The sequence below is a fragment of the Pseudomonas brassicae genome (assembly GCF_010671725.1).
Taxonomy (GTDB): Bacteria; Pseudomonadota; Gammaproteobacteria; order Pseudomonadales; family Pseudomonadaceae; genus Aquipseudomonas; species Aquipseudomonas brassicae.
Window position 1 is genome coordinate 1 of sequence record NZ_JAAHBU010000096.1, and the last position, 6,895, is coordinate 6,895.

Genomic DNA, 6,895 nt, shown 5'->3' on the forward strand with positions numbered 1-6,895 from the left:
TGCCAGCGAAGAGGCCCGCTATAGCACCACCGTCCGATTGGCGTTGAGGAACACCCGCCGCTCGATGTGATAGCCCACCGCCCGCGCCAGGGTCAGGCACTCGATGTCCCGCCCCTTGGCGATCAGATCTTCAGGGTAGTGGCTGTGATCGACCGCTTCCACGCCCTGGGCAATGATCGGGCCCTCGTCCAGGTCGTTGTTGATGTAGTGCGCCGTGGCGCCCACCAGCTTCACGCCCTTGTTGTAGGCCTGGTGATACGGCTTGGCGCCCTTGAACCCCGGCAGCAGCGAATGGTGGATATTGATCGCCCAGCCGTCCAGCCGGCGGCACAGCTCCGGCGACAGCACCTGCATGTAGCGCGCCAGGATCACCAGCTCCGCCCCCGCCTCCTCGATCACCTGCAACACCTTGCGCTCCTGCGCCGGCTTGTCGTGCGGGTCGAGGGCGAAGTGGTAGTAAGGAATACGGTGCCAGTGCGCCAGCGGCTCCAGGTCCGGGTGGTTGGAAATCACCGCCACCACCTCCATCGACAACTGGCCGATACGCTGGCGGTACAACAGGTCGTTGAGGCAGTGATCGGCCTTGGACACCATGATCACCACCTTGGGCCGGTGCTTGGGCGCGGTCAGCTCGGAGACCATGCCGAACGCTTCGCCACGCTCGGCCAGCCCGGCGCGAAACGCCTGCTCATCGAAGTGGTCCGGCTGGCGGAACTCCACCCGAATGAAAAAGCGCCCCGACAGCCGATCATCGAACGAGTGGTGCTCGGTGACATAGCACTGCTGCTCGTACAGGTAGCGTGTCACCGCATCCACCGTGCCGAGCAGGCTCGGGCAGTCGGCCGTGAGGATCCAGGTGTCCGGCGCGCGGCTCATGGCTGGATGCTCAGACCGTATTCGGCCGACGCGTCCTGCAGCCACATCCACCAGTAGTCACTGAAGCTGCGACGTACCAGCAACTCCCAGGTGTCTTCGCCGGTACGCCGGATGAGCAACTGGGACTTGGCGAACACCGTGCCCACCGCCTTGCCCACCGGGAAGTTGTTGGGGTGCACGTCATAGCTGGTGGACTTCATCAGCACCTCGCGCACCTTGGGCCCGCTCAGTTCGATCACGGTCTGCCCGCCGCTGACGTTGACGATCTGCACATGCTGCTCGCCCAACGCCTCGCGCAACGTCTGCTCGGCGGCCAGCTCCTCGCCCCCGGGCACGATCAGCAGCCACTCGTCCGGCCCCAGCCACTGCAACGAGGTGTCGCCGTTGGCGACCACGGTCAGCGCCACCGGCAGTTCCAGGCCCAGGGCCTTGTGCACGGCACCGGCGAACGCCGGGTCATGGCCGTCACCGCGCAGGGTCAGGTGGCCGAGGAATTTCTTTTCACGCAGGGTCACCCCGGCGTTCTGGCGGCCCTTGCCGACCAGGCTGGGAAGGTCGGCATGGTGCAGTGGCGATTCGGCCTTGGCATCGTTGCCGGGGCGTTGCTGGTAGACGTTGATTGCGCTCATTACATACCTGCCTTGAATTCGATGGACGTTGCACCGCAATGCCCTGTGGAAGCTGGGATCAGATGTTCTGCCGCTCGCCCTTCGGATCGAAGAACACCGAAGAACAGATCTCGGCCTCGATCACGCTGCCATCGGCCTGCGGCGAAAAGACCCGCTCGCCCATGCGCTTGAGCCCGCCCTTGACCACCCCCATGGCAAACGAATACCCCAGCGAGTTGTGTGCATAACTCGAGGTCACGTGCCCCACCATGTCCATCGGGACCGGCTGCTTGGGATCGAACACCAGTTGCGCGCCCTCAGGCAGCCATTGGGTCGGGTCGACCGGCTTGAGCCCCACCAGTTGCTTGCGGTTGTCGCGCACGCAGTCTTCGCGGTTCATCCCGCGCCAGCCGATCCACGAGAACGGCTTGGTCCGCCCCACGCACCAGCCCATGTTCAGGTCGTCCGGGGTCATCGAGCTGTCGGTGTCCTGGCCGACGATGATGAAGCCCTTCTCGGCCCGCAACACGTGCATGGTCTCGGTGCCGTACGGGGTCAGGTTGTACTGCTTGCCCGCCGCCACGATCTGCTCCAGCACGCCCATGGCGTAGTTGGCCTGGATGTTCACCTCGTACGACAGCTCGCCGGTGAACGAAATCCGGAACACCCGCGCCGGCACGCCACCCACCCGGCCTTCCTTCCAGGTCATGAACGGGAAGGCGTCCTTGTCCAGGTCGATATCGGTCACTTCGCTGAGCAGCTTGCGGCTGTTGGGGCCCGACAGGGTCAGCGTGGCCCAGTGGTCGGTGACCGAGGTGAAGTACACCTTCAGCTCCGGCCACTCGGTCTGCTGGTAGATCTCCAGCCACTCCAACACGCGTGCCGCCCCCCCGGTGGTGGTGGTCATGAGGAAGTGGTTGTCGCCCAGGCAGGCCGTCACGCCGTCGTCGAAGACCATGCCGTCTTCCTTGCACATCAGGCCGTAGCGCGCCTTGCCCACGTCCAGCTTGGTCCAGGCATTGGTGTAGACGCGGTTGAGGAACTCGCGCGCATCCGGGCCCTGGATGTCGATCTTGCCCAGGGTCGAGGCGTCCAGCAGGCCGACGCTGTCGCGCACCGCCTTGCATTCGCGGGCCACGGCGGCATGCATGTCTTCACCGCCCCTGGGGAAATACCACGGCCGCTTCCACTGGCCGACGTCCTCGAACTCGGCACCGTTGTGCACATGCCAGGCATGCAGCGCGGTAAAGCGCACCGGCTCGAACAGGTGCCCGCAGTGGCGCCCGGCGACCGCGCCAAAGGTCACCGGCGTGTAGTTGGGGCGGAACATGGTGGTGCCCATCTGCGCGATGCTGATGCCCATCGAGCGCGCGGCAATCGCCAGGCCGTTGATGTTGCCCAGCTTGCCCTGATCGGTGCCGAAGCCCAGCGCGGTATAGCGCTTGACGTGCTCGACCGACTCGAAACCCTCGCGGGTGGCCAGCTCGATGGCAGCAGCGGTGACGTCGTTCTGCTGGTCAACGAACTGCTTGGGCGCCCGCGCCGTGTTCTTGTCATGGGGCACCTGGAACAGCGCCACAGTGGGCTCTTCCTGGCGCACAAGGGCCTTGGGCAGCACGCCTTCGACCGCCTTGAAACCGGCCTCGGTGGCAGCGCGCACGCCGCCCTCGAAGCCGTCGGCCAGCGCATCACCCAAGGCGAACACGCCATTGATACCGCCCACACATACGCGCTTCTGCGGTGCCTCGCCCGGCACGAAACCGAGAATGTCGTCACGCCACACCGGCTTGCCGCCCAGGTGCGATGCCAGGTGCACCACCGGGCTGTAGCCGCCCGAGGTCGCCACCAGGTCGCAGTCCAGCCACTCGCCGGGGCTGGTGACGGTGTGCGCGGCCACATCGATGGCCGCCACACGTGCCGCACTCACGTGCTTGCTGCCACGTGCCTCGATCACCGCGCTGCTGGTCAGGATGCGAATGCCCTTGGCACGCGCCTCTTCCACCAGCGCGCCGCGAGGGTTGTGCCGTGCGTCCGCAACGGCCACCACCTTCAGCCCTGCATCGTGCCAGTCCAGCGCGACGCGGTAGGCGTGATCGTTGTTGGTCGACAGCACCAGCTTGCGCCCCGGCGCCACACCGTAGCGGCGCACGTAGGTCGACACCGCGCCGGCCAGCATGTTGCCCGGCACATCGTTGTTGCCATACACCAACGGCCGCTCGTGGGCACCGGTGGCCAGCACCACACGCTTGGCGCGCACACGGTGCATGCGCTGGCGCACCTGGCCGATCGGCGCACGGTCGCCCAGGTGATCGGTGAGACGCTCATGAATGGTGAGGAAGTTGTGGTCGTGGTAGCCATTGACCGTGGCGCGGGGCAGCAGCGTGACCTCGGGCATGCCCTTGAGCTCACTGATCACCGTGGCCACCCACTCGACCGCCGGCTTGCCGTCCAGGCTCTCGCGGCTGTCGAGCAGGCTGCCGCCGAATTCTTCCTGCTCGTCGGCCAGGATCACCCGCGCGCCGCTGCGCCCGGCTGCCAGTGCCGCCGCCAGCCCGGCAGGGCCGGCGCCGACCACCAGCACGTCGCAGTGGTGGCTCATGTAGTCATAGGTGTCAGGGTCGTTTTCCAGTGGCGAACGGCCCAGGCCCGCCGCCTTGCGGATGTACTTCTCGTAGGTCATCCAGAACGACTGCGGGTACATGAACGTCTTGTAGTAGAAGCCCGGCGGCATCAGCTTGCCGCCGACCTTGCCGAGGATGCCCATGACGTCGGTGTTCACGCTCGGCCAACCGTTGGTGCTGGTGGCCACCAGCCCGGCATACAGCGCCTGCTGGGTGGCGCGCACGTTGGGCACCTGGGTGGCTTCGGTGGCGCCCACCTGCAGGATCGCGTTGGGCTCTTCGCTGCCGGCGGCGATGATGCCGCGCGGGCGCGAGTACTTGAAGCTGCGCCCCACGATGTCCACGCCATTGGCCAGCAGCGCGGCAGCCAGGGTGTCGCCTTGGTAACCCTGGTAGGTCTGGCCGTTGAAGGTGAAGTTCAAGACGTTGCTGCGATCGATGCGACCGCCGCTGGGCAGGCGATAGACCTGGCTCATACCTTTTCTCCCTGGCCGCTGGCAGCCAACTGCGGGGCGCGCCCTTGCCGGTCACCTGGGGTTTGCTACCGATCACGTAGGTTTCGAGGATCTCGTAGGTCACGGTGTCGCGGGTGGCATTGAAGTACTGGCGACAGCCGGCGGCGTGAATCCACAGCTCGTGGTGCAGCCCGCGCGGGTTGTCGCGAAAGAACAGGTAGTCGCCCCACTGCTCGTCGGTGCAGGCATTCGGGTCGAGCGGGCGCGGGATGTGCGCCTGCCCGGCAGCGTGGAATTCTTCCTCGGAGCGCAGCTCGCCGCAGTGGGGACAGAAGATGTGCAACATGGGATTTCTCCTGTTAGTGGGCGACAGCGGCAGCGCCGTGTTCGTCGATCAGGGCGCCGCTGTGGAAACGGTCGATGGAAAACGGTTTGGCCAGCGGGTGCATCTCGCCCTTGGCCAGGCTGGCGGCGAACACGTTGCCCGACCCCGGCGTGGCCTTGAAGCCGCCGGTGCCCCAGCCGCAGTTGAAGAACATGTTCGCCACCGGCGTCTTGGAGATGATCGGGCAGGCGTCGGGAGTGGTGTCGACGATGCCGCCCCACTGGCGGTTCATGCGCACCCGCGACAGGATCGGGAACATCTCGACGATGGCCTGCAGGGTGTGCTCGATCACCGGGTAAGAACCGCGCTGGCCGTAACCGACCCAGCCGTCGATGCCGGCACCGATGACCAGGTCGCCCTTGTCCGACTGGCTGATGTAGCCATGCACGGCGTTGGACATGATCACGCTGTCGATGATCGGCTTGATCGGCTCCGACACCAGCGCCTGCAACGGGTGCGACTCGATCGGCAGGCGAAAGCCGGCCAGCTTGGCCATGTGCCCGGAGTTGCCGGCGGTGACCACGCCCACGCGGCGACCGCCGATGAAGCCCTTGTTGGTCTCGACGCCGACCACCACGCCGTTTTCCTTGCGAAAGCCGATCACTTCGGTCTGCTGGATCAGGTCCACGCCCAGCGCGTCGGCGGCACGCGCATAGCCCCAGGCCACGGCGTCGTGACGGGCCACGCCGCCGCGCCGTTGCACGGTGGCACCGAGGATCGGGTAACGGGTGTTCTTCGAGCAGTCCAGGTGCGGGATCTCGTCGGCCACCTGGCGGCTGTCGAGCAGTTCGCCATCCACGCCATTGAGGCGGTTGCGCTCACGCGCCGCTCCGAATCACGAATGTCCTGCAGCGTATGGCACAGGTTGTACACGCCGCGCTGGGAGAACATCACGTTGTAGTTGATGTCCTGGGACAAGCCTTCCCAGAGCTTCATGGCGTGCTCGTACAGGCGGGCGGATTCGTCCCACAGGTAATTGGAGCGCACGATGGTGGTGTTGCGTGCGGTATTGCCGCCACCCAGCCAGCCCTTCTCGACCACTGCCACATTGGTGATGCCATGTTCCTTGGCCAGGTAGTAGGCCGTGGCCAGGCCATGCCCGCCGCCGCCGACGATGACCACGTCGTAGACCTTCTTGGGGGTTGGCGTGCGCCACATGCGCTGCCAGTTTTCATGGTGGCTCAGCGAGTGTTTGAAAAGGCCGAAGCCCGAGTAGCGTTGCATAGTCTGTACTCCTCGACCCACTCAGCGGTAAACCGGAAAATCCGCGCACAATGCCGACACGTTCCTGGCCACGTCCGCCTCGACATCGGCATCGCCGAGGTTGTCGAGGATGTCGCAGATCCAGCCGGCCAGTTCGCTGCACTGGGCCACCTTGAAACCGCGGCTGGTGACCGCCGGGGTGCCGATGCGCAGGCCCGAGGTGACGAACGGCGACTGCGGATCGTTGGGCACCGCGTTCTTGTTCACGGTGATGTGGGCACGGCCCAGCGCGGCGTCGGCTTCCTTGCCGGTCAGGCCCTGACGGATCAGGCTGACCAGGAACAGGTGGTTGTCGGTGCCGCCGGACACTACATCGTAGCCGCGCGCGATGAACACGCCAGCCATGGCCTGGGCGTTGTCGATCACCTGCTGCTGGTAGGCCTTGAAGCCGGGCTCCAGCGCTTCCTTGAAGCACACCGCCTTGGCCGCGATCACGTGCATCAGCGGGCCGCCCTGGCCACCGGGGAACACGGCGGCGTTGAGTTTCTTCTCCAGCGCTTCGTTGGCCTTGGCCAGGATCAGCCCGCCACGTGGCCCGCGCAGGGTCTTGTGGGTGGTGGTGGTGACCACGTCGGCGTAGGGCAGCGGGTTGGGGTAGAGGCCGGCGGCGACCAGCCCGGCCACGTGCGCCATATCGACGAACAGGTAGGCACCGACCTTGTCCGCGATCTGACGAAAGCGTGGGAA

Annotated in this window: 4 protein-coding genes and 2 pseudogenes; all 6 read right to left on the reverse strand. The window is 65.9% G+C overall.

Features of this window, described 5'->3' with window-relative positions:
• Window positions 1-18: 18 nt before the first annotated feature.
• Complete coding sequence (purU, locus tag G3436_RS08035; protein ID WP_163943350.1) at window positions 19-876, reverse strand: formyltetrahydrofolate deformylase; 858 nt, start codon at window positions 874-876, stop codon at window positions 19-21.
• On the reverse strand, window positions 873-1,505 hold the full coding sequence (locus tag G3436_RS08040; RefSeq protein WP_163943353.1) for a sarcosine oxidase subunit gamma: 633 nt from the start codon (window positions 1,503-1,505) through the stop codon (window positions 873-875). Before G3436_RS08040 ends, purU begins: the two co-directional genes overlap by 4 nt.
• A 58-nt stretch (window positions 1,506-1,563) precedes the next feature.
• Window positions 1,564-4,581: a sarcosine oxidase subunit alpha gene (locus tag G3436_RS08045; RefSeq protein ID WP_163943356.1), complete on the reverse strand. Its 3,018-nt coding sequence runs from the start codon at window positions 4,579-4,581 to the stop codon at window positions 1,564-1,566.
• Window positions 4,578-4,906: pseudogene (locus G3436_RS08050) on the reverse strand (sarcosine oxidase subunit delta). Before G3436_RS08050 ends, G3436_RS08045 begins: the two are co-directional and overlap by 4 nt.
• Before the next feature lie 13 nt (window positions 4,907-4,919).
• Window positions 4,920-6,169, reverse strand: a pseudogene (locus G3436_RS08055) (sarcosine oxidase subunit beta family protein).
• Between the two features lie 21 nt (window positions 6,170-6,190).
• Window positions 6,191-6,895, reverse strand: a 705-nt coding sequence (locus G3436_RS08060) for a serine hydroxymethyltransferase (protein ID WP_163943359.1), incomplete at its 5' end; no start/stop codon positions are given.